This is a genomic window from Weizmannia sp. FSL W8-0676 (assembly GCF_038593015.1).
Taxonomy (GTDB): Bacteria; Bacillota; Bacilli; order Bacillales; family Bacillaceae_C; genus Weizmannia; species Weizmannia coagulans.
In genome coordinates, this window is the sequence record NZ_CP151954.1 from 2,587,308 (window position 1) to 2,608,639 (window position 21,332).

23 protein-coding genes are annotated in these 21,332 nt (G+C 46.1%); 3 read left to right on the forward strand and 20 right to left on the reverse strand.

Annotated features, from left to right (window positions below):
• Positions 1–41: 41 nt before the first annotated feature.
• The 14 genes from NST20_RS12745 to cax all read right to left on the reverse strand — a co-directional run bounded on the left by NST20_RS12745 (position 42) and on the right by cax (position 14,326).
• Positions 42–1,508 carry a PH domain-containing protein gene (locus NST20_RS12745; RefSeq protein ID WP_328013366.1) on the reverse strand — a complete coding sequence of 489 codons (1,467 nt, stop codon included), beginning with the start codon at positions 1,506–1,508 and terminating at the stop codon, positions 42–44.
• Positions 1,505–1,999, reverse strand: coding sequence for a PH domain-containing protein (locus tag NST20_RS12750; protein WP_342400427.1), 495 nt, complete (start codon positions 1,997–1,999; stop codon positions 1,505–1,507). The genes NST20_RS12745 and NST20_RS12750 overlap by 4 nt, the downstream gene beginning before the upstream one ends.
• Positions 2,000–2,074: 75 nt before the next feature.
• Positions 2,075–2,578 carry a kinase gene (locus tag NST20_RS12755; RefSeq protein ID WP_342399568.1) on the reverse strand — a complete coding sequence of 168 codons (504 nt, stop codon included), beginning with the start codon at positions 2,576–2,578 and terminating at the stop codon, positions 2,075–2,077.
• Positions 2,579–2,598: 20 nt separating this feature from the next.
• Complete coding sequence (locus tag NST20_RS12760) at positions 2,599–2,805, reverse strand: zinc ribbon domain-containing protein (protein ID WP_017550109.1); 207 nt, start codon at positions 2,803–2,805, stop codon at positions 2,599–2,601.
• 320 nt (positions 2,806–3,125) lie between these two features.
• Positions 3,126–4,121 carry a tRNA-dihydrouridine synthase gene (locus NST20_RS12765; protein WP_342399569.1) on the reverse strand — a complete coding sequence of 332 codons (996 nt, stop codon included), beginning with the start codon at positions 4,119–4,121 and terminating at the stop codon, positions 3,126–3,128.
• 190 nt (positions 4,122–4,311) lie between these two features.
• Complete coding sequence (locus tag NST20_RS12770; protein WP_061087095.1) at positions 4,312–4,917, reverse strand: LysE/ArgO family amino acid transporter; 606 nt, start codon at positions 4,915–4,917, stop codon at positions 4,312–4,314.
• A gap of 352 nt (positions 4,918–5,269) precedes the next feature.
• Positions 5,270–7,048, reverse strand: a complete 1,779-nt coding sequence (locus NST20_RS12775; protein ID WP_260832080.1) for an ABC transporter ATP-binding protein — start codon at positions 7,046–7,048, stop codon at positions 5,270–5,272.
• Positions 7,048–7,647 (reverse strand): MarR family transcriptional regulator, encoded by a 600-nt coding sequence (locus NST20_RS12780; protein ID WP_342399570.1) that lies wholly within the window; start codon positions 7,645–7,647, stop codon positions 7,048–7,050. Before NST20_RS12780 ends, NST20_RS12775 begins: the two co-directional genes overlap by 1 nt.
• A gap of 253 nt (positions 7,648–7,900) precedes the next feature.
• A complete protein-coding gene (gene rlmD, locus NST20_RS12785; protein ID WP_342399571.1) occupies positions 7,901–9,277 on the reverse strand; it encodes a 23S rRNA (uracil(1939)-C(5))-methyltransferase RlmD in 1,377 nt (458 codons plus the stop codon).
• Positions 9,278–9,290: 13 nt separating this feature from the next.
• Complete coding sequence (locus NST20_RS12790) at positions 9,291–10,154, reverse strand: DNA-3-methyladenine glycosylase (protein ID WP_342399572.1); 864 nt, start codon at positions 10,152–10,154, stop codon at positions 9,291–9,293.
• A 619-nt stretch (positions 10,155–10,773) separates the two neighbouring features.
• Positions 10,774–11,562: a delta-lactam-biosynthetic de-N-acetylase gene (pdaA, locus tag NST20_RS12795; protein ID WP_013860352.1), complete on the reverse strand. Its 789-nt coding sequence runs from the start codon at positions 11,560–11,562 to the stop codon at positions 10,774–10,776.
• 142 nt (positions 11,563–11,704) lie between these two features.
• Positions 11,705–11,902 carry an SE1561 family protein gene (locus NST20_RS12800; RefSeq protein ID WP_017554110.1) on the reverse strand — a complete coding sequence of 66 codons (198 nt, stop codon included), beginning with the start codon at positions 11,900–11,902 and terminating at the stop codon, positions 11,705–11,707.
• 142 nt (positions 11,903–12,044) lie between these two features.
• Positions 12,045–12,839, reverse strand: coding sequence for a YfkD famly protein (locus tag NST20_RS12805; RefSeq protein WP_017551475.1), 795 nt, complete (start codon positions 12,837–12,839; stop codon positions 12,045–12,047).
• 425 nt (positions 12,840–13,264) lie between these two features.
• Positions 13,265–14,326 carry a calcium/proton exchanger gene (gene cax, locus NST20_RS12810; protein ID WP_342399573.1) on the reverse strand — a complete coding sequence of 354 codons (1,062 nt, stop codon included), beginning with the start codon at positions 14,324–14,326 and terminating at the stop codon, positions 13,265–13,267.
• Between the two features lie 114 nt (positions 14,327–14,440).
• Between cax and NST20_RS12815 the strand changes: the two genes are divergently transcribed.
• On the forward strand, positions 14,441–15,625 hold the full coding sequence (locus NST20_RS12815) for an MFS transporter (RefSeq protein ID WP_342399574.1): 1,185 nt from the start codon (positions 14,441–14,443) through the stop codon (positions 15,623–15,625).
• 305 nt (positions 15,626–15,930) lie between these two features.
• On the opposite strand, the gene NST20_RS12820 is transcribed toward NST20_RS12815, so the two are convergent.
• A complete protein-coding gene (locus NST20_RS12820; protein ID WP_342399575.1) occupies positions 15,931–16,773 on the reverse strand; it encodes a YihY/virulence factor BrkB family protein in 843 nt (280 codons plus the stop codon).
• Positions 16,774–16,898: 125 nt separating this feature from the next.
• On the opposite strand from NST20_RS12820, the gene NST20_RS12825 reads away from it, so the two are divergent.
• Positions 16,899–17,123, forward strand: coding sequence for a DUF1128 domain-containing protein (locus NST20_RS12825; protein ID WP_026104843.1), 225 nt, complete (start codon positions 16,899–16,901; stop codon positions 17,121–17,123).
• A gap of 109 nt (positions 17,124–17,232) precedes the next feature.
• Here the strand turns inward: NST20_RS12825 and map are convergent, their stop codons facing one another.
• The 5 genes from map to NST20_RS12850 form a co-directional block, all read right to left on the reverse strand.
• Complete coding sequence (gene map, locus NST20_RS12830) at positions 17,233–17,985, reverse strand: type I methionyl aminopeptidase (RefSeq protein WP_328196504.1); 753 nt, start codon at positions 17,983–17,985, stop codon at positions 17,233–17,235.
• A gap of 152 nt (positions 17,986–18,137) precedes the next feature.
• Positions 18,138–18,653, reverse strand: coding sequence for a type 1 glutamine amidotransferase domain-containing protein (locus NST20_RS12835; protein WP_342399576.1), 516 nt, complete (start codon positions 18,651–18,653; stop codon positions 18,138–18,140).
• A gap of 133 nt (positions 18,654–18,786) precedes the next feature.
• Complete coding sequence (gene motB / locus NST20_RS12840; RefSeq protein ID WP_013860361.1) at positions 18,787–19,611, reverse strand: flagellar motor protein MotB; 825 nt, start codon at positions 19,609–19,611, stop codon at positions 18,787–18,789.
• Complete coding sequence (gene motA, locus NST20_RS12845) at positions 19,604–20,407, reverse strand: flagellar motor stator protein MotA (protein WP_013860362.1); 804 nt, start codon at positions 20,405–20,407, stop codon at positions 19,604–19,606. Before motA ends, motB begins: the two co-directional genes overlap by 8 nt.
• A 266-nt stretch (positions 20,408–20,673) precedes the next feature.
• Positions 20,674–21,048 carry a DUF1992 domain-containing protein gene (locus NST20_RS12850; RefSeq protein ID WP_342399577.1) on the reverse strand — a complete coding sequence of 125 codons (375 nt, stop codon included), beginning with the start codon at positions 21,046–21,048 and terminating at the stop codon, positions 20,674–20,676.
• 97 nt (positions 21,049–21,145) lie between these two features.
• Here NST20_RS12850 and NST20_RS12855 point away from each other — a divergent pair, with 97 nt between their 5' ends.
• The gene (locus tag NST20_RS12855) at positions 21,146–21,304 is read left to right on the forward strand and encodes a hypothetical protein (RefSeq protein ID WP_013860365.1); all 159 of its coding nucleotides are present in this window, start codon (positions 21,146–21,148) and stop codon (positions 21,302–21,304) included.
• Positions 21,305–21,332 lie beyond the last annotated feature (28 nt).

Consider the following 21,332-nt stretch of genomic DNA (forward strand, 5'->3'; position numbering starts at 1 on the left):
GGGACTGCATGAAAACCGTGATCATATGAAGGCCAAAACAGTCATTCCACTTTAACTTCCTTTCCCCGCCCCATATACCATTTGTAAAACATCCAGGCAAATTCGGTGGGGACATCCTTTACCCCGTTAAATTGAATCGGTTTTGCACGATTCATCGTTTCAATGGAGGCAAGGCCCAGCCATTTTTGAAAAAAGTTCCGGGAAACGCGCACTTCAATCACTTTTTCCCGCTTGGAAAGGAACAAAGAAGTCGTAAAAATGCCCGATTGTAACTGAATAAAACGGTCATTCAATACATATTTCGTATGTAAATAACCGATCCATCTTGCGACCAGTATCGATACGAACAGAAAAGCGGACAAAAGCCACCACGGAACACGCAAGCCGAAAATTTCTGGCTTCCAAAAATATAACACGACTGTGGCGATGATCCAAATCCAGCTCGGGGCAAGCAGCCGGACCCATAAAGATTTCTTGGGAAGCTGCCTCATCTCCTGTGCCACTTCATAGTCCGGCAATATCTCGTTTATGATTTCGTACGCCCTTTTAACCGGCAAAAAAGGATACAGCGAGTTTAATTCAAGTTTCTCCCCTTCAAAGTCAAGCCTTCCTGCACTCGTCAGCTTTACTTCCGCCAGCCCGAGCAGCCGTTTCAACAAAGACTGTTCCACTTCAACAGCCTGCACTTTATGCTTTTCGATAAAAAAAGACGTTTCTTCAATTACCCCTTTGGTAATATAAATCCGCTCATCATCAGAGGAGATTTCATATTTCCCATACTTCAAAAAGGTCCGTGCCATGCCGAAAATCACCGCAATAAGGGCCACAAAAAGAACAATACCCGATACAATCCACCAGGAACTGATTATATAAGAGAGCATCCCTCTCGCCTTTTTATCAATATCAACAATATCGTCCACATTCGAATAAAAAGAAAAAAATATAGGAATGACGGCAAGCGGGCTTAAAGATGTAAAACTTGCTTTTAACGTATCTTTTCTCGTCGGTTTAAAATGGACCACCCGTTCCTTTTCCTTTTCTTCCGCATCCGGTTCAAACGTTTTACGCTTATCATTCTGTACGATGTCAATGATTCTTTCCGCTTCTTTCCGGGTAATCACTTCAAATAACACGGCCGCTTCATCCCCGGAGATACCGGTTTCAAAGCTGACAGAGGTGACATGAAAAATCCGGTGAAAAAAGGATGTATGGCGGTTAATGTTTTGGATTTTCGAAAAAGGAATCGTTCGTTCTGTTTTGTTGAATATGCCTCTATACAGATGAAAGGCGCTTTCATCCAGTGCATATTTATGTGTGTACCATTTCAAAAAATGATATACCATCACGATTGCAAAAAAGAGCAAAAACAAATATCTGCCATATGTAAGCACGGGAGAATGGGAACCGGCATTTACGATAAATAAGATAATGAAAAGGATGAAATAGCTTTTTACAAAATCACCGATACGAAACAAGATCAAAAGGGGATGGTACCGTTTTTTCTTCACGCCTCCACCTCCTTGATTTTTGCATAACGCGCAATTCGGTTTCTTAACGCAATGGCCTCCTCTTTAGGCAGAGCCGGAATGGTATGGGACGTCCCCATGGTGTCCACAGTCACGGAACAGAGCCTGTATTTCTTTAAAATGGGGCCTTGTTCGGTTGCAACCGATTGGATTTTGGTCATCGGAACCAAAGAATGTTTTTCGTTCAGCACACCCAATTTCATTTGTAAAAATTCTTCGTTCACATCGTAACGCCAATTTTTATAGCGAAAATACGAACTTATCCATGACCAGATCATACTGCCTATATCCAACACGAGTAAACCGTATAATATCCAGCCGATCCATGCCGGCCAGGCAAAGCGATGGTCGAGATAAAGCAACACGGCGAGAACCACAACCCCTGCTCCGGCCTCCAGCGTCTCACGTATGATCCAAACCTTTATTGCATCTTTGGATAATGTTTGTCGAGGTTCATTTATATCTGAATACATTCCATCACCTTTAAACATGTTTTCTTCATTTCACTTCATACCGGCAAGACAAAAATTCGTATTGCTCATACCGGATCAAAGATCATTTTCCAGTTGATAGGCCATAAGTTTTATGATTTCATCCTGTGACATTTCATTTGTTAACATGGTTTCACCCTTTACCCCCAGTTCGTTTCTCGGATTCCACCAGGTACGCAAAGCTTCTTCCCCGAATTCCGTTTTTTTCAAACGCATATTATGGCGTCTGACTGTTTCCCAAAACGTTAAGCGAAAATAATAAATATACGCCTTTGGATGGTAGAATTTCATTAAACGGGACAACATTTCCCCGTAACGGTTTTTGTTTAAAATGCCTTCGACAATCACAAATCTGCATTTTCCTTTTCCATATTCCGCAATTTGGCGAATGAGCTCAACGGAGAGGTTCCCATCTTTGTCCGACACCTTTAACATTTCACGCCGGACGGTATCTTGTGAAACAAGAAGCGTTCCAGAACCTAAATGGCTTTGAAGCCTTTTGGCGATCGTTGTTTTTCCGCTTCCGGAGTTTCCCCGTATGATAATCAGCTTCGTTTCCAATTATAAGCACCTCCCCGGATTTAGCCCCCGAAGAATAAGTCCAGAATATTAGAGGCGGTGGAAGTTTGTTTATGATAGAACTCCGAATAACCGCAGTTTTTGCAATACACGACAATGAACGTGTTGTTCTGGACATCAAATAATTTTGACAGGCCTGTCCCCGTCATTGCCACTTCTTTTTTCCCCGCATGCTTAGACCCGCACTTCACGCACCCTTTTTCAGACATGGCACTTTCCCCTCCTCATCATTGTTACTTTTTTATACGGGCGGCAGCAGAAAAAGTTTCAGGCATTTCAACTGCATAAGGGGCAGCAGGGATTTCTGATCCGCCAAAACGGCTGAAAACCCGGAACGATGGGTTTCTTTTCTGCGGGAGCCGTTTCAACGGCTGAATCATATGCCGGTGCGGGTGCCGCGGCAGATGGAAAGAGCCGGGTGTATTGGCCTACGGGGCTTTCCTGCCGTTTGGCACAGCCGCGCATCTATTGCGATGAAAAAGATATAAAAACCGGGCTGTTTTTGTATCGGGGGTATTCAGGGGGAATGCTATACCGTTTCCCCCTCCATCTGTTTTGTTTCAAAGTGATCAAGCAAGGTGCGCACTTCATCTGTTGAATCTGTGCTCATTAGTTGGTTTCGCAACTCGCTCGCTCCCCGGAAGCCTTTGACATAGATCTTAAAAAAGCGGCGAAGCGGTGGAAACGGGCGCGGCTCCAGTTCTGTTGAATATTTGTCAAAGAGATCCAGATGCAGTCTTAAAAGATCAAGCAATTCCTTGCTGTTGTGCTCTTTCGGCTCTTTTTCAAAAGCAAACGGATTTTTAAAAATGCCGCGCCCGATCATAATCCCGTCGACACCGTACTGGCGGGCTAATCTAAGGCCGGTTTGACGGTCAGGGATATCCCCATTAATGGTCAAAAGGGTATCCGGCGCCACCTCATCACGCAGTTTTTTGATCTCCGGAATGAGTTCCCAGTGGGCGTCCACTTTGCTCATTTCCTTTCTTGTACGCAAATGGATGGAAAGGTTCACGATGTCCTGTTTCAATATGTGCGTAAGCCAGTCCCGCCATTCATCCACATACGTGTAACCAAGCCTCGTCTTTACACTCACAGGCAGTCCGCCTGCTTTTGCGGCTTGTATGAGTTCAGCAGCAACATCCGGACGGCGGATCAGGCCGCTTCCCTTCCCCTTTGTTGCTACATTCGGCACAGGGCAGCCCATATTGATATCCACACCGCTGAACCCGAGTTTTTCCATGCCCATGCTCATTTGTCGGAAATATTCGGGCTTGTCCCCCCATATATGGGCCACAATCGGCTGCTCATCCGCCGTAAACGCCAAGCGGCCGCGCACACTTTGGTTCCCCTCGGGATGGCAATAACTTTCCGTGTTTGTAAACTCTGTAAAAAACACATCCGGCCTGCCCGCTTTACTTACAACATGGCGAAAAACAACGTCCGTCACATCTTCCATGGGTGCCAGTATAAAAAATGGCCGTGGTAAATCGCGCCAAAAATTTTCTTTCATAATAAAAATCATAACCTCCCCTGTCTGGTACCGGGCCAAACGTCCAACACAAAAAAATTTTAACCTCTTTTACACTTATAACATGGCTCGGTCCTTTTTATCAAACGGGATATTATTTTGAATGTTGTCAAATCAAAGCGGGCGATCGTGAAAGCCACACCTGGGGATGGAAAAAACCATGCCGTTTTACAGCAACGCCGCCTTAAACCAATGATTGAACAATATAAACCGCCATCCCCCACATGATGACTGCAGAAACTTTGTTTATGAAGCGTAAAAATCTCCCTGACTGGCCTAATCTCCCAATCCCTCTTCCTGCAATCGCCAATCCTGTGAACCAGATCCACGAAACAAGCATACAGGCAATGGAGAAAGCCGCTTTTTCCACCCCTACATAGTTTAAAGAACTTGTTCCAATTACCCCGATGGTATCCAATATCGCATGAGGATTCAATAAGGAAACCGATGCGGCAAAAAGGATTTGTTTTTTCGCATTGAATAAGCCGTCTCCATTTTGAACTGCCGGTTTGCTCCTCCATGTCGCAATGCCCATATAAACTAGAAAGCAAATCCCCGCGGACATAAATACTGCTTTTAGCCAAACAAATTCCAATACAACAACAGAAACACCAAAAACAGCCAAAGCAATTAAAACCATATCGCAAACAGAGGCGGTAATAATGGCAGGCAATGCTTTCAAAAAGGAAGGCTGGACGGCCCCTTGGTTAAAGACAAATACATTTTGCCCCCCGAGCGGCAAGATAAGCCCCAAAGCTAAAATAAACCCGTGAACAAACGCTGCTGACACGATGATCTCTCCCTGTTTTTTCTTATTATCTTACCGGGAAGAAGCCATTTGGTCTCCATCCAATTGGTTGGAAAATGAGCCAACCAAATAGTATGATCACCTGAATCCGTGACGAAATTTCCGCTTAAAGGCAAACAAATCGCATAAAATTTAGTATAATTGGTATATCAGACAAATTAAATTCATTCCACATTCAGGTGATCTAGGGAAATTTTTACATACTGAATCACTAAAAGTGCATTTATCGAATAGTCGGACACCACTATATCCTTACTCTTGGGAATCTACCTATTAACGGCGTTTGTTATATTTTCGTCACGGATTCAGGTTACACTGTATCGTGAATACTTCTTTACATAGCCGGTGTGTCTACCTTAAATTGTTCAGCCACGTATTTTGCATACGTTTCATGCGTACGTACCAATTCATCATGTGTACCTGATCCTGTGACCCGGCCTTTTTCGATAAAGTAAATCTTGTCGCTGTCCACAATGGTTGCCAGGCGGTGGGCGATGACTAAAGTCGTGCGGCCTTTCATCAAGTTGGTTAAGGCTTCCTGGACTTTCATCTCTGACTCACTATCAAGACTCGCAGTTGCTTCATCCAACATTAAAATCTTGGGATTGCGCAAAAAGGCCCGGGCAATGGCAATACGCTGGCGCTGGCCGCCGGAGATTTTCACCCCGCGTTCCCCTACCTCTGTGTTAAGTTTGTCAGGCATTTCTTCGACAAATTTGCGTGCAAAGGCTAAATCTAAAACGTTCCAAAGTTGTTCATCCGTATATGTACCGTCTAATCCATACGTCAAATTGTCGCGGATTGTCCCGGCCATAATCGCAGAATCTTGTGAAACGTATCCGATTTGGCTGCGGTAATTTGTTAAATTGATCTCTTCAATATCCGTATCCCCAAATTTGATTGATCCGCTTGTTGGTGCATAGAAACGTTCAAGCAAACTAAAGATCGTCGATTTGCCGCCGCCGGAAGGGCCTGCAAAAGCAATGACTTCATTTGGTTTTGCCGTAAATGATACATCTTTCAGGATGGGTTCATCCGGCGCATCTTCGTAGGCAAAGTCCACATGTTCCACTGATAAAGTTTTGCCAGCCAAATCCAATTCAATGCCCTTCGTAAAATCTTCTGGCTTTTCAGCAAGCAATTCTTGTACACGGCGCGTTGAACCCGCAGCCTTTGCCATTTCTGAAAATAAGGTTGCAATGACCGGCACGGCCCCAATCAAGTTAAACAAATACATCAGAAAGCTCATTAAAATCCCGATTTGCATTTCACCAATTGCAATACGGTGCATCCCATAAGCAAGAAGCCCAAAGACCATACTCATAAATACCATCATCATGATGGGTTGCATTGTTGCATCAAAGACAGCTTCTTTTTTTCCAACTTTAAACAGTTTGTTTATTTCATTATTGGCACGAACTTGCGCTTGTTTTTCTGCGTTCGAAGTTTTTACCAACCGGATTTCACTTAATGTTTCACTTGAAATCCCGTTAAATTGGGCCATCGCCTCTTGGCGGATATGCCCGATTTTTGTACCAAAGGCCATGATCGGCATCATCAAGATGACGACGATTGGAACAGCTACAACCATAGCGGCCGTCATGTGCCAATCCATCTTGAACATCATATATACTGTCCCGATGACAGTAATGATGCTCGCGAGTGTCTGCGGGAAAGTCACAGCCAGCAACTGTTTGACTTGTGCAGTATCGTTTACCAGACGGCTTGAAATTTCACCAGCTTTAACAGTATCGAAGTAGCTCACTTTCAAGGTGGTTAACTTCTGCCACAAGCTTTTCCGTAAGTTTTGGATTACATTTTCTCCAAAAATCCCCAGAACCGTTCCGCCAATTGCAGAAACAATGGCTGAGATGACAAATAGTGCGACGACTTTCCCTAACAACCCATAGTCAATGCCTTTTGAAAAATGATTGACAAGGGATGATGCTAATTTCGGCACATAAATTTGTACACCGGATGAAACAACCAGCAGTAAGACACCCATCGCCAGCAAAAGATATTTCGGTTGCGTCGTTTTGATGAGTTTCATAAATTGTCCAATTGAAAATTTGGTTTGATCTTTACGGACTGAACCATTGAATCCACTTTCCATTATCTTTTACGTCCTTTCTTCCAGCCATCGAATCCGCCGCCCATGAATCCGCGGCCGCCGAAGCCGCCAAACCCGCTGCGCTCTAGCATTTGTTCCCGTGCACGGCCGAAACGGGCACTCATTTTCCCAAAAAGTTCCCAGCGTTTATCATTGCTGAAGACTTCGTGGAGCTTATCATGAAATGCTTCGCTTGAAATATTGGAAACCATGCGTTCAAGATATTGATCCAACATTTCAAGCTCATCCTCTGCAAACCCCTGGAAGAGGACATCTTTTAGTGTAGTTGAAATTGAACTGCGCTCTTTTAAGCTTTCACGGCCTTTATCCGTGATTTTTACAATCGTTACACGGGAATCTTGTTCGGATTTTTCACGCCGAGCAGTGCCGGCTTCTTCAAGTTTCTTGATAATTTGCGTTACACTTGACGGCTTAATATCAAGCACTTCAGAAATGCGGCCCGCTGTCACATTTTCTTCCGCTGTCAACAGCTTCAGCGTTTCAAAAGCATTATCTGTTTTTTCTTCTACTGCATTTACAAAGATGAGAAATGGCTGGTGCGTAATTTCCAATAATTTATCCAGAATTTCATCTTTTTTCATTTTAAAACCTCCAAAATTATTTATTTAGTTTTTATTTACTTTGACAAACTAAATGATATGCCGGATTATTTTGTTTGTCAAGATAAAAACTAAGTAAAAAATAGGAGGGGGAACGGAGAAAAAAACATCGAGATAATGCAGGAATGATAGCGGCTGGACAGAAAAAAGCCCTGAACTCGGGAATCTTAGTGATCCCGAAAACAGGGCCTGTTGGCTAAAAGTTTATGATGTGTCGTAAATGTTTAATTGGCGGTCACAATTTCAGCTCCAGATTCGCCACACACTCCACATGCGCCGTTTGCGGGAACATATCCACAGGCTGCATGTACGCTACGTCATAAGCCTTGCTCAATATGTGCAAGTCCTTCGCCAAAGTGGAAGGGTTGCACGACACGTAGACAAATTTTTTCGGCTTTACCTTCAAAATTGTCCGTAAGAGGGCTTCGTCACAGCCCGAACGCGGCGGGTCGACGATGACAACGTCCGGGCGCCAGCCTTGGTCCAGCCATTTCGGCAGGAGGGTTTCTGCTTTGCCGGCAAAGTAATGGGCGTTCGGGATGTTGTGGGCGGCGGCGTTTTTTCTGGCATCTTCAATCGCTTCCGGAATCACATCCATGCCACGGATTTCAGATGCGCCGTCCGCGAGCCACAAGCCAATGGTGCCGACACCGCAGTAAGCATCCGCAATTTTCTCCTTGCCGGTCAACGCAGCGGCGTTTTTCACTTCATTGTAAAGCTTCAAAGTCTGGATCGGGTTCAGCTGGAAAAAGGCGCGGGCGGAGAGTTCGTATGTGAATTCTTCGAGCCGTTCTTCAATGATTTCTTTTCCGGATAAATGAATCGTTTCGTCGCCGAAAATAACCGACGTTTTTTTGGCGTTCACATTTTGCGCAACCGATACGACTTCCGGCAGGCGCTTTTTGATCTCAGAAAGGATGACATCTTTGCGTGGCAGCTCCCGCCTGGCCGTAATCAGCACAACCTGGGCCTGGCCGGTCTGGGTGCCGACCCTTGTGACAATTGTCCGCACGATGCCTTTCCCGGTTTTTTCATTATACACCGGGACATGAAAATCATTTAAAATTTGTGTCACCACTTGTGTCACTTTGTTTGTCAGCGGATGCTGGACAATGCATTCCGGCACGTTGATCAGCCGGTGGGAATCGAGGCTGTAGAGGCCGGAAATAATTTTCCCATGGTCTTCGCCGAGCTGGAACTGGCTTTTGTTCCGGTAAATCCACGGGTTATCCATGCCAATCGTCGGGCGGATATCGAGTTCGTCTACTTTTAACTTTGTATGGCGTTCAAGCGCCTGGATGACAATGTCGCGTTTTTCGATAAGCTGCTGCTTGTACGCAAGGTGCTGGAGCTGGCAGCCGCCGCACTGCTCGTAAACCGGGCACGGGGGTTTTACCCGGTGGGGCGAGCGTTTTCGCACCTTTTTGGCAATGCCCTCCACGTATTTCGGGTGTATCCGTTTTGCTTCAACGACCACCTCTTCGCCCGGCAGTGCACCTGGCACGAAAACGACCGTCCGCTTAAAATAGCCGACCCCTTCCCCGTTGATGCCGAGCCGTTTGATCGTCAAAGGAAATTGCTGTTTTGGTTTAATGATGGCTTCTTTTTGCATAAAATCCGTCCTTCTATTCGATGCTGCGCCATAAGTACAAGGAGGCATAACTCAAATAAGGCTCCCAGTCTTTTGCGTAAGCGTCCATTTCTTCATAAGTAGGTTTTTTCTCAAGCTGGAAAAGTCTTTTCAATGCCTTCTGTATGCCGATGTCAGCTTTTGGAAAATGATTCAGGCGGCCGAGCCCGAACATGAGAAAATTTTGCACGGTCCACGGGCCGATGCCGCGGATTTTCACGAGCGTTTTTAAAATTTCCTCATCCGGTTCCTTCTCAAGTGCCGCCAGATCCAGTTCGCCTGATGCCACCAATTTGGAAAGCCCGATTACATACTCTGCTTTCCGCTCGCTAAACTGCAGGGCGCGTAAATCTGCGACTTGCAATGCAGCCGTTTTTTCAGGAAACGGATAAAACCAGACACCGTCTTTTTGAAAACCAAAATGGTACACGAAACGCTCTGTCAGCGTATGGGCAAATTTCATATTGAGCTGCTGGTGGATGATGCATTTGACCAGGCAGGCATATGGCGAAAAGTCGAGCACAAACGGTGTACCGCGGTGTTCTTTAAAAAGCGGTTCAAGGGCGGTGCCGGTAAAATGGTTTGTGATGCCTGCGAGGTCTTTCTCCCACTGAAAAAGGTGAAAAATCCGCTTCTCAACGATTTCAGCGGTATCCGGATTTTCGCCTTTGATGAGAAATGCAGGTGCCTCCGTCGTGCCGGTTGCAGTGATAGCCGCTGTTTCCGGATGTTTGCCGTATATCGGGATTTTCACTGTCCGTCTAAGCGGATCCAGCGCATGCAACGGGTCGAGGCTTAATCTTTCGAGCGCACGGTCAAAATTGTACGGGCCATTGATTTTAACGATTTTCTCCCACATGGCGTCCTCTCAATTCGTTTTTAAGTATTATAGCACAAGCGCTCGCCCTTTTCATTGCCGATTCAACGCGCATGAAAAACAACGCAAGATAAAGAGACCCGGCCTGTTACTTGTCTAATCAGAATTTTTATTTGGACAAACGCAGGTGAGCTGCACGACTATTTGTCTAATTAGCCTTTTTAATTAGACAAAAGCGGAAGGGCTGCTCGAGCACTTGTCCAGTTAGAGCTCTGCCAATTAGACAATTGCAGGAGGGGTGCATGCTCATTTGTTTAATTAGCGTTTCCAATTGGACAAACGCAGGTGATCCGCCCGGCTATTTGTCTAATAAAGCTGCCAATTAGACAATTGCAACAGACCCGCGCGAGCATTTGTCTAATTAGACGCCCATGCCGCTGTGAAAGCAGCACCAGCGGAAAAATAAAAATCAACCGGCGCATATTTCAGAATAGACGCCCATGCTGCAGTGAACGCGGCCAGCAGAAGAATGAAGATCAGCCGGCACAATTGTTTCCAATTCGTTCAACCCAACCCGGCAAGCCCTTTTCCTTCTGGCAAGAAACCAGCCTGTTCCGGCAAGAAAAACAGAGCTGCCCACTTTTCAGGCAGCCCTCTTTGGTTACTTTTTCAATTTTTCGGTTTTCATAAACTCATCCATGCTTTTGAATTTGTAGCCTTGTTTTTTCAAGTCTTTGATCACGCGTTCCAATGCGTTGGCATTGTCTTTTGACACAGTATGGAGCAAAATAATGGCCCCAGGGTGGATTTGTGACATGATGCTGTCATAGGCAAATTGTGTGCCGCGCTGGCGGTTCACATCCCAGTCGAGGTAAGCCAGTGACCAAAGGACATGGGTGTAGCCTTCTTCATTGCCCAGTTTCAGCGTCCGTTCGCTCAGGATGCCGCGGGCCGGGCGCAAATATTTCATTTCTTTCTGGCCGGTAAGGCGGGCGGTTTCTGCTTTCACTTTTTCCAACTCTTCACGTACTTGTGCATCGGAAATCTGTGTCATGTCCGGATGGCTCCATGAGTGGTTGCCAATGATATGGCCTTCTTTCACCATCCGTTTCACAAGATCCGGCTGTGATTTTAAATAGTGGCCGGTGACGAAAAAGATGGCAGGGACTTTTTCTTTCTTCAGAACATCGAGTATTTTCGGGGTATACCCATTCTCGTATCCATTGTCAAACGTCAAATACACATACTTGTCATTCGGATTGCCCTTGTAAATGCCGCCGTATTTTTGCAAAAGAGCGTTATAAGCGGCGCCGGCATCCGCCTGCTGCCCGTTTTTGCCTTTGTTAAATCCCCAGTTGATCGGGGCGTTGGAAAGGGCAAAAGCATCTCGCTGCGGGCATATTGAAAAAAACAGGAAGACTGCAAAAAGTGTTGCAAAAACTTTTCTCATAACCAAACTCCTTTTTGTTGTTTTCCTTATCTTTCTCATTTCTGCAGCCGGAAATGCTGGCAGTATCTGTTCGTGCAGGAAAACAGGGCAATATCGTTCCAAAACAGCAGTCGTCCCCCGATGCCAGATAAAAAACCGGCCTTTACAAAGAAGGGGCCGGTTTGCGCTTTTTGAATTGGTCCATTTTCATTTCGATTTCATCGATCATTTGAATAAGCCGGTCAATATCTTCAAGGCCTGCCGCTTCCGGATCAATCGAATCCAGAACCTCCAAAAAGATATTCAGCCGTTCCATTAAATAAGTAAGTTGCTGGTCCTTGTCATATACCGCTTTCCCCAAAAAAATCCTCCTCACGTACTTCTTTCTTATTATAGTATACCCCATTTTCGGCACAGAAAAAAGCTGCCGTTCAGACAGCTTTTTCTTTATTAGCGTGAGACAGGCCTCCTCAGAAGCCGGCGAACCTGCCCAATAAACTTCCTTATTTCGGCTGTTCGCTCACGGAAAAGCCGAACGAAACATAGTCCTGAATCGGAATCCAGGCGCCAATGCCGTGGGAAGTGACGTTTTTCACCAAAATTTCCCGTTTCGTCCCTTTAAGGACAAGGTACACTTCGCCGTATGTCACTTTTCCTTTTTCGTTCACGGCCGGGGCATAAGCATACAAATAGCCGAGCCGTTTTGCCGGGACATTGTATTCATGGCCTTTTTTCGTGCCGGCTCCGATAATCGTGTCAAAGGAAAGCGGCAGCTTCGAGTTTTCCATTGCTTTTAACAGCATCATTTTCTTTACATCGTCCGCTTGCGGAATCCTGGCAGTCAGGCCGCCGCGCACGATCTTTTGCGCTTCCTGGACATAGTGCATTTTATAATTGGCATCGCCGCCGCGGTTATCAAAGTAGTTCGTATTGATTTTTTGGTATTGCCAGTTTGGCGACGTTTCGCTGGATTCATAATTCAGCGGCCATTCGCCCAGATAAATTTTCGCGCGCAAGCCGAGCGATAAAAACGAACGGTTCACGCTTGTTTCATTCAACATCCGCACGAGATTCGGGTTTTCAATTCTGACATTAGATGTTTTCAGCAAAGTTTCGGTAAACTTGCTCGGCTGCAAGTAAGGCAGATCCTGCGACGAGTTCGGATACGTATTTTCTTTTGTAATGTTTAGGACCGACTGTGGAATTTGCACCTGTTTATCTGCCGGCTTTGCTTCCCCTGCCGGCACAGCAAAAAGTACGGCAAGCAGGAAAATCAGGATCGTCCGCATCCATTTCATTGATGTTGTCTCCTTTCACAAGAGGTTACGAACGTACCGTTATTTTTTCCTGCCCGGATTAAAATATCCGTTCCATGCAAATAAAACCCGGCTCCTTTATACCACATGCATCACGGCACTCCGCCGCGATGTGCCAGCGTATTTTGCGCTTCACACGGCAATATCTTCCGGCGTTACTGAAAAAACTCCGGTTCACCGCTGGACTCCCGTTTATAACGGGCCGCAAGTTTCCGGCGTTATTGCAGATACCCCGTGTTCCTTTTATCTCGATGCATGAGCTTCACCAGTATTTGTCAAAGTATCACACATATTGCTTCCATTTATAATGGACATAAGCTTCCGGCGTTACTGCAACCCGATTTTCCTATATCCCGTTAATGGATCGCACGCATTTTTTCCGGCTATGATGGATACCGATTCCGGAATTACAGCAAGTAAAAACCGATCCCCATGATAATGTAGGCTGCCAGCATGGTGGCACCTTCAAACCAGTTTGTTTCCCCGTCATTTGCTAAAATGATCGTAAGCATGACCGAAGCGATCATCGAGACCAGCTCCGGTATGGAAAAGACAAGCGGCATGGCTTTTTCAAAAAACAAAGATGCGAGCACCAGGACGGGGACGACAAACATGGACACCTGGAGCGTGGAGCCGAATGCAATTTCAACCGCAATATCCATTTTATTTTTTACCGCCATTAAAATGGCCGAAGCATGTTCAGCGGCATTTCCGACAATGGCAACGATGATAATCCCGATAAACATTTCGCTCCATCCGAAACTTTTTGCAACGGACTCAAAAGTATGTACGAGATTTTCCGAAATATAGGCCACTGCAAGCGTCGCAAAGGCAAGCACAAAGATCGATTTCCCCTTTGACCATTCCGGCGCTTCATGTTCTTCTTTCTGCTGGGCCCGTGCTTCCCTGTCCTGATAGATCCCGCGGTGTGTCACCAGTTTAAAAAACAGGGCAAACAAGTAAAGCAGGATTAAAATAATGGAAATGCCAATGCTGAGGCTGACCGTCTTCCCTTCTGACATATTCATGGAAAAAATTTCAGGAATCACAAATGCGACAAAAATCGCGAAAATCAAAAGGCCTGAGTTATGCCGCGCATCATACACGTTAAATTTCTGGCGCTTGTATTTGAGGCCCCCCCAAAAAAACGACATGCCAGCAACAAGCAGCAAGTTCCCGAGCACAGAGCCTGTCAAAGAAGCAAGCACGACCTGGTGCAGCCCGGCCGCAAGGGAAAACAATGAAATAATCAATTCCACCGCATTTCCGAATGTGGCATTTAACAAGCCGCCGATCCGCGGACCCGCTATAATCGCGAGACTTTCGGTTGCCCGGCCCATAAAACTGGCCAGCGCAATGATGGTCAGGCAGTAAACGGCAAACATCAAAACGTTCGGCCAGTGCAAAAGTGCTCCTGCAACCGAGACGGGAACCCCGATCATCACCATAATGGCAAACATTTTATTCATGGCCATCCTCCTTATCTGCTTTCTATAAAATTTTACAAAAAAAACGGTTGGCTTGCCAAATTTTTCTGATCTGATTATGCTATAGAGAGCGAATGCACAACGAGAACAAGCCGGGTGAGAGCAATGAATCGTTATGAAAATATGCGTTTTTGGATTTTGGTATTGATGACTTCTGTTTCCGGATTTACACAGGGCATGCTTTTGCCGCTGATTTCCATTATTTTTGAAAAAGATGGAATTGATGCATCATTGAACGGGCTGAATGCAACCGGCCTGTATATCGGCGTTTTATTTGCATCCCCGCTCATGGAAGCGCCGCTGCGGAAATTCGGATATAAGCCGCTTATTTTAACAGGCGGGCTGACCGTATTTGCCTCACTGCTTTTATTTCCGGCCTGGAAATCGTTATGGTTTTGGTTTGTTTTGCGCCTTTTCATCGGCATTGGAGACCATATGCTGAATTTTTCGGCGCAGACATGGATCACGTCTTTCTCCCGGAAAGGGCAGCTCGGGCGGAACATTGCGTTATACGGGCTTTTTTTCAGCCTTGGATTTGCCGTCGGGCCGTATATGACAAGGCTTGTAAATGTGGATGAGCGCCTTCCCTTTATTGCCTGCTCCATCATCAGCCTTTGTTTCTGGCTGGCCGTTTTTCTTTTAAAAAATGAGCACCCGGAAGCAGATTTGGAAAATGTTTCTTTTCTGGCCACATTTCAGCGCTTTGGTAAGGTCTGGAAACTGGCGTGGGTTGCATTGCTCCCGCCGCTCGGTTACGGATTCATGGAATCGTCTTTAAACAGCAGTTTCCCGGTTTATGCATTAAGAAACGGAATAAATGTCGATGCTGTTTCCATGATTATCCCTGCCTTCTCGATCGGAAGCATCGTTTTTCAGCTTCCGCTCGGCATGTTAAGCGACCGGCTCGGAAGGCGAAAAGTGTTGATTGCGGTCCTTTTGATCGGCTGCGCCTGTTTTGCGGGGGCTGCTTTTAGCAAATCAAACGTCATCGCGCTGTTTGCTTGCTTTTTCGTTGCCGGTATGGCCGTCGGCTCGACGTTTTCTCTCGGGATCAGTTACCTGTCCGATCTGCTGCCGCGGCCGCTCCTTCCCGCCGGCAACATCATGTGCGGCATTCTGTACAGCTTTGGCAGCATGGCCGGCCCGTATCTTTGTGGCGTGATCATTAAATATACAAATGGGGCTGTATTTTTCCTGCTGATTTGCATGATATTGTTTGTTTTGTCCGTTTTGATTTTCCGTTTCAAAAAAACGACCGCCCCCGTCCCCCGGCACTCCTAACGGCTGCGTGCTGCCGTGCACGTTTTGAAGACCCGGTAACTTTGCCTTTTGTCCGCCAAAATCGGCTGCCTGGGTTGCCGGGGATAAGATTTACCGGAAAAACCGGCCGCGATCTTAACCCGGGAGATCTCTCCGTTAAGAGCGCGCGAAATTTAGACTGCTTTCCCTATTTGTCCGCCTGTCTTCACTCGTAAAACAGGCGGAATTTGGAACGCCCTTCTTCACTCAGAATGCTTCGTTTCTTCATTAAGATGGCACGGCAACTTGCCGTTTTTTTAATATGCGCTTAAAAGCAGTTATCCAAATTAGCAATTTTTGTGCTTATCATTTAAAACTGCATTCAGTTCACCGCCAAAAATGAGGATGATGCCGCTAATATAAAACCAAAGCATCATGATGATCATCCCGCCGAGGCTTCCGTATGTGGCATTATAATTCCCGAAATGGCTGACATAAAACGATAAAGCGAGTGACGCCACAATCCAGCCGACTGTTGCAAAAATGGCTCCGGGGACAACCGTCAGGCAGCCGAATTTTTCATTCGGCGCAAAAAAGTACAACAAGGCAAACACAATGAACAGCAGGACCGGCGTGAGCATCCATCTTAAAATATTGATCATATTTTTCAAATCATTCGGCAGCCCGAAGTAAGAAAACACATAATGGATGAGTTGCTCACCGAAAACAGGAATTAAAATAACAGCTATAAACACGATGATCATCCCGAGCGTCAGTATCACCGACATGAGCCGCTGCATGACAGGCGGGCGTGATTCCTCTACTTTATAAGCCCGGTTTAATGCTTTAATGACCGCGTTCATCCCGTTGGAAGCGGACCACAAAGTCGCGATCATCCCAAAAGAAAGCAGGCCGCCGTGCCGGTTGGTCAGCACTTCTTTCAAGGTGGTTTCGATTAGCTTAAACGACTGGCTTGGCGCAAAATGCCTGACCATATTCAACACATCATCCGGTTTAATCGGCAAATAAGGAAGCAAGGTAAACAAAAAAATCAATAGCGGAAATAGAGATAAAAGAAAAAAGTAGGATAACTGTGCAGCCATCCCGGTAATATCGTTCCGTTTTGAGTTCTCTAACAAAGCCGCAATGGTTGAACGTTTTTTTTCTGCCTGGAGTGCAATTTTATCCAATTTTCATCACCCTCTGTCCGTCCGGTTTACCATTATATTTCCCTCTCTGTTCCGTATGAAACGTTTCCGGATGGCACGCCATGCGGTATAATAAAAACATGAAAAACACGAAAAGGGTGAAAATGTTGGATCTTTCAGAAAAAACAGCGCAAAATATGGCTTATATGGTGCAAGCAATCACAGCGAAATTAAAAATGGTCAATACGGCGGCACTGCAGTCGTCCCAGTTTAGCATTGACCATTATGATGATTTGTTTGATTTGTACGAAATGGTGATGAAAAAAAATACATTCAGCCCGAATGAAATGCAAGCCATCGTGGAAGAGCTCGGCAGCCTGAAAAAAGATTAATGCCGGCCGGTTTCGGAATGTAAAAAAGCTGGGAGCCTTTATTCCTCCCAGCTTTTTTAGGTTTCCGGCGCTGTGCAGCACTCCAGCCGGATCCGGGTTCAGTGCAGCATTAATCTTCCTGATCCGTAATGATCACAATGCCGTCTTTTGTAACTGCAATGGTATGTTCATATTGGGCGGAAAGGGATCCGTCCCTTGTCCGGGCAGTCCAGCCGTTGTCGTCCATCTTCGTTTCGTAGCTGCCGATATTGACCATCGGCTCGATCGTGAACACCATGCCTTCTTTAATGCGCGGCCCTTTATGCGGCAGCCCGTAGTGCGGCACTTCCGGTTTTTCATGGATCGTCGGGCCGATGCCATGGCCGATAAAATTACGGACAACCGAGAATCCCTGTGCTTCCACATAAGTTTGAATCGCATGGCCGATGTCGCCGATCCGGTTGCCCGGTTTGGCCTGTTCAATTCCTTTATAAAGCGCCTCTTTTGTAACCTCAAGCAGTTTTTTCGTCTCTCCACTAACTTTTCCGACCGGATAACTCCAGGCGGAATCAGCCAGCGCGCCGTTCAGGTTGACAACCATATCAATCGTGACGATATCCCCTTCTTTTAACGGCGTTTTCCGTGGAAACCCGTGGCAAATTTCATCATTGATGCTTGCGCATGTCGCATACTGGTAGCCCTGGTACCCTTTTTGTTCAGGGGTTGCCCCGTGCTCTCTTAAATATTGGTCGACAAATTCCTCAATTTCCCATGTTGTAATCCCTGGCTTGATCATTTTTGCGATTTGCTTATGCGTATCGGCAAGCAGTTTGCCTGCTTTTTTCATCATGTCAATTTCTCTTTGTGATTTCAGTGTAATCATCGTCCGACTTCCTTTCGTTATGGCAACATTATTCTATGTAAAGGTTCATTTTCTGTTTCCCCGCTCCATTTATCATATCCCTAATTTGCATTGTGCGCAAAGTAAAAAAACTGCTGCCCGGAAAGAGGCAGCAGTTTTTTTCACTTAAAAGCTCATCCGTTCAGGATTTTCAGCGATTCCCTGTTAAATGCAGGGATGTCATCCGGCGTACGGCTTGTGACGAGCTGGTTCTGGCATACGACAACTTCTTCGTCGCGGAAGTTCGCGCCGGCATATTCCATGTCAACACGGATCGATTTGTAACCTGTGGCAGCCCGGCCTTCCAATGCTTTTGCCGTAATCAAAAGCTGCGGGCCGTGGCAAATTGCAAACACCGGTTTTTTCGAATCCATAAATTGTTTTACAAATTGGACAAAGCGATCGTCGGCGCGGAGCTGGTCCGGAGAAAAGCCGCCCGGAATCAGGAGGGCATCAAAATCATCCACGCTGACATCATCGATGCCTTTGTCGATATGGATTTCGGTGCCGTGTTTCCCTTTTACCATTTTTCCGGCTTCCATTTCAATATTGACAATTTCATGGCCGGCTTCCTTATATGCTTTCACCGGTTCGGTGTACTCAGAATCTTCCACTTCATTGGTGACAAGTACAGCGATCTTTTTAGCCAATCGAACCATCTCCTTTTCTAATCTTTGGGACGTTTATATTTTACCTCGTTTGTGCGGTTTCAAACAAATAGTCTGCTTCACGGAATCATCGAACGATTGGAAAATGCGGATCCGGGACGCTTTTTTCCCGGTTTTACCGGCCGTTTCCTTTCTCATTTTTCGGGAGAATGAGCACTTCCACCCGCCGGTTTTTTGCCCGGCCGCCTTGCGTATCATTCGATGCAATCGGATGGTATTCCCCATATCCTTTTGCCGAAAAATATTTTGGATTTAAATTTTTATTTTCTAAAATGATCTTTAGAAAATTGGTTGCGCGCATCACGCTTAAGTCCCAGTTTGATTGGAAAACAGAGTTATGGATCGGCACATTGTCCGTATGGCCGCTGACGATAATGCTTCTTGGCGGGTCCATCACGAGCAAATTGGAAAGGGCTTTGGCAGTTTTGATATCTTCTTTCCGGACCTCCGCTTTTCCCGAATCAAACAGGACATTGTCGCGGATCGTAATCAAAAGCCCTTCGCCTGTCAAAGACGTTTTAAACTTTCCTTCCAATTTATTGTGCGCTATGTACGTGTTGATTCTTTGCTGGGTTTCTTTTAATTGGGCATCCCCTTGCCCATTTGATGTATCTGTTGTGCTGTTGCTTTTTGAACCATTCGTTGTGCTGTCCCCGTTTTTTTGTGCATCATTTTTCTTTTGCTCGAGAAATTTTTCTGTGTCGGATGTGCCGTTATCATCCCCGGATGTCTGCTTCGTATAATCGAAAAAGCTCGTCCCGCCGACAAACACGCCGTTTAAGACTTTAGAAAATTTTTGGAATTTCTGGGCGTCGATGGAACTCATTGCGAACAGGACGATAAACAGGGCAAGGAGCAATGTTAAAAGGTCGGAATAAGGCAGGAGCCATGCCTCGCTGTTTCCCTCTTCTTCTTGTCTTTTCTTCCGCTTTTTACTCATTTGTTGCCACGCTGCCTTCTGTAATCTCTTCCATCAGTTTGATCCGTTCTTCATTCGGCAAATAAGACGCCAGTTTCTGTTCGATCACGCGCGGGGATTCGCCTGCCAGGATGGAGAGAATCCCTTCCAGCATAATTTCCTTGTTTTTTGCTTCGTTTTTGGACTTCCGTTTTAATTTATTGGCAAACGGATGCCACAATACGTAGCCGGTAAAAATCCCGAGCAATGTGGCCACGAATGCGGCAGAAATGGCATGCCCGAGCACTTCTGTATCCGACATATTTCCGAGAGCGGCGATCAGCCCCAATACGGCACCGAGCACCCCGAGTGTCGGGGCATATGTGCCCGCCTGGGAAAAAATGGCAGCCCCCATCTGATGCCTTTCTTCCATTGCCTCGATCTCTTCGCTCAGCACATCGCGGATATATTCGGCACTCTGCCCGTCAATCGCAAGGCTCAGGCCGTTTTTCAAAAAAGCGTCATCGACCTCGTCCAGCCTTGCTTCAAGTGCCAGCAGCCCTTCTCTCCGGGCAGTCTGGGCCCAGTCGGAAAAAAAGCGGATCATTTCTTCCGTGCTCATCAGTTGTTGTTCCGTAAATATAATCTTCAACAGTTTGGGAATTTTTTTCAATTCACTCATTGGGAAACCGATAATGACGGTCGCAGCCGTTCCAGCCAGTATAATTAAAAGGGCAGCCGGGTTAACGAGGACAGCCGGGCTTACCCCTTTTAACACCATCCCGGTACCAATTGCCGCAACACCCAGAATTACGCCGATAATTGATGATTTATCCATTTTTTTCACCTGAATATCATAATGTCTTCTTTCATTATATCGGATGGATGGCGGCAATTTGTAGTAAAAAAGCGGGAAAATATGATGCGGTTTTTAAACGCCCGGTGAAAGGGGCAGCCGGTTTCCGTTCCCCTGGATTTAGTAAGCAATTACAAATTAACGGCGCACTGTAACGCTCCAGAACGCCACCAAACCTGCTTTTTAAACGGGCTTCCCGCTTCTTGCGCAGAAACCGGCCCCACTTCCGGTTCTGTTCGCGGCGTCCCTTAATCAAACAGCCTTTTTTCAATTTTATCCTGGTAATTTTTAAACATGGCGCTGTGTGTTTTGATCCGTTTTTTGGAAAGCATTTGGTTGTACGCCAGCAGCTTCTCGCTCAGTTTCTTTTGCAATCCTTCTTTTTCCATTTCATTTTCGGACTGCTTGATTAAATCTTCAATGGAAAGCAGTTCTTTCTTTAAATTGGCTTCTTCCGGGGAAAAACCGGCGTTCTGCAAAATTCGGTAAGCCATCCGCAAATCTTCCGGCACGCCGGAAAGCGGGTCTTTCGGGAGCGGCTTTCCGTATCCCGGCAGATTTTCAAATTGCCCTTCTTCATACGCTCTCCGGATTTTCTCCTCTGTCATTCTCATCAAATCCAAAGGTCGGCACCCCTTTCGCTTTTTTACCATTATACCGCATGCGGGCATATATTTCCTTCTGTTTAAGGGACGCTATAGGCAGGAAGGGGGAACAAGGATGGGACGCGGAGAAATGTTTGGCCACAAAAGAAAAGGCCACCCGGGCCGTTTTCCGAAAGACCAGATGGCCGGCGAAAAGCAGCATAAAGACAGCAACTATGACGACGAGCAAACATTTCCGCACGAAGCGTTTAAAAACCGCATGCACAACCCGTAATAACAGGCGCCGCAGCGTATGCGGCGCC